The following is a 1,928-nucleotide window of genomic DNA, read 5'->3' as shown; positions in this document are numbered from 1 at the left end:
TTCCAGCGCCAGGTGGCGCAGGCGGCGCGCCGTCAGCGGCGACGCCTGCAGCGCCGCCCGTTCGCCGGCCGTCAGGGGCCGGCTGCCGTCCAGCGCGGCGGCAAGCGTGGCGTCGTCCAGCACGAGCCGGTCGCCGTCGCTGCGGCGGCCCTGCAACAGTGCATCCTGCAGCCGCCGGTAGGTCATGTCGTCGTCACTATGCATTACTACCTCGCTTCCTCGTAAAGGCCGCGCCCAGCCGGGCGATGGCCGCGTCGCGCCGCTTGCGCAGCGTCGGCAGCGAGACCTCGGCCAGGGCCGCCAGCTGCTGCATCGTGGGCAGCGCGCCGGTGGCCGGGTCACGCCAGGCGTCAGGGTAGACGTCGTCGTCGGGCCCAAGCAATTTCGCGTAGACAGCCAGCCGCACGACCAGGCCATCCGTCGCAAGCAGGTGCGCCACCCGGCCGTGCGCCGCTTCGGCTGCTCCCGCTTCCTGCAGGTAGCCGGGGGGCAGTGAAACACTGACCGCCAGCGCGTCCAGGCGCGGGTCGGCCGGGGCGTCGGCCGGCCCCGGCCCAGGTTCGGGCGCCGCCGCGTCCAGTTCGTCCTGGGACGCTTCCAGGATGCGGTCCGGGCCCGGCGTCGCCGCGGCTTCCGATTCCTGCAGCACGCGCCAGTAATCCTCGACCCAGGCGGTGGCGTCGTCCAGGTCCTGCAGCCAGTCGCGGTCGCCGTTCGCCGACAACTGCTCGTAGTCGCCGATCTCGCGCAGCATGGCGGCGATACGCGCCAAGCCCGTCTTCAGGCTGGCGAAGCGCTTGGAGCGCGTATGCAACGGCCCCGGGCCGCCGCCGAACGCCGCCAGCGTCCCGCTCCAGCGCAGGATCCATTCCGGGCGGCAGTCGGCGATCGTGCGCAGCTGGCGCACCTCGATGGGCGCCGCGCCGTCGGCAAGCGTGCGCCCGAGGATCGCGCCGACCTGGTCCTGGTGCGCGCGCCAGTCGGCGAACAGGCGCGCCACCTCGTGGTACGCCGTATCGAGCATGCGGTAGGCGTACATGCGGTTCGGGCTGCACGGACGGCCGCAGGCCGCCTGGTAATTGTCCGCGTCGACGCGGTCGCGCAACACGGCATACATATCGTTCACCTTCTTGCGCAACAGGGCGTCGCCATCCAGGCCGGACGGGATACCGGCGCAGGCCGCGCACAGGGCATCCCAGTCGGCCGGACGGGCGCGCAACTCGACGACGAGGGCCACGGCCAACTCGTACACCGTGTCGCCATAGGCATTGCCGGCGGCCTGGGCGCGCGCGCCATGCCGGACCGCGAGCAAGCGGGCCGCCATGCGGTCGACGTAGTCCTCCAGCGCGTCCGGTCCGGGGCGCGCGTCGAAGCCGCGCAGCGCGCCGAGCGAGCATTGCCCCAGCAGCTTGCGCACCTCTTCCCAGCCCGGTTCCTGGTACCGGGTTCCCGGCAAACGCATAAATCCTCTTCGATATGGCATGGACTGCAATGACAGGTCCGTAATAGATCATGCCATAGAAACACACCTCCGAGGCGCGCAGATGAGGCGAAAACACCCCTCATTTCGTCGGCTGGCCCGCCAGCGCCCCCAGCACGGCGGCGGCGACGGGCGCCGCGTGCTCGCCCCCCGTCGCTTCCGAGCGACTGACGAAGACCGCGACGGCCAGCCGATGATCCTGTCCGGGCACGCTGTGCGGCTCCAGCCAGCCCATGAACCAGACGGTGGCAAGCGTGCCGTCGCCCAGCGGCGCCGTCCCCGTCTTGCCGGACAGGCCACGCCGGATGGCCGCCAGCGSCGGGGCGCGGAACGCGCCGGCCGCCGTGCCCACGTCGACGACGCCCTTCATGCCGGCGCGGACGCGGTCCAGGCGCACGTCCAGCGCCGGCCCCGGCGCGGCCGCCGCGGCGGCGCCATCGAGCTGCGC

At 72.5% G+C, this 1,928-nt stretch carries 2 protein-coding genes and 1 pseudogene; all 3 read right to left on the bottom strand.

The genetic code is table 11. The features are described from left to right. Positions 1-204: pseudogene (locus tag AC1DYX_RS30690) on the bottom strand (hypothetical protein); the annotation flags it as partial. Beyond that, complete coding sequence (locus AC1DYX_RS30685) at positions 197-1,462, bottom strand: hypothetical protein (RefSeq protein WP_477265936.1); 1,266 nt, start codon at positions 1,460-1,462, stop codon at positions 197-199. The gene AC1DYX_RS30685 and the pseudogene AC1DYX_RS30690, both read right to left, overlap by 8 nt. Before the next feature lie 100 nt (positions 1,463-1,562). Further along, a partial coding sequence (locus tag AC1DYX_RS30680) for a penicillin-binding transpeptidase domain-containing protein (RefSeq protein WP_477265934.1) occupies positions 1,563-1,928 on the bottom strand: 366 nt, incomplete at its 5' end.

Source organism: Massilia sp. P2_C2, assembly GCF_056404615.1.
The sequence above is the reverse complement of the archived record's forward strand: the minus strand, read 5'-3'. Positions and strand labels throughout refer to the sequence as shown.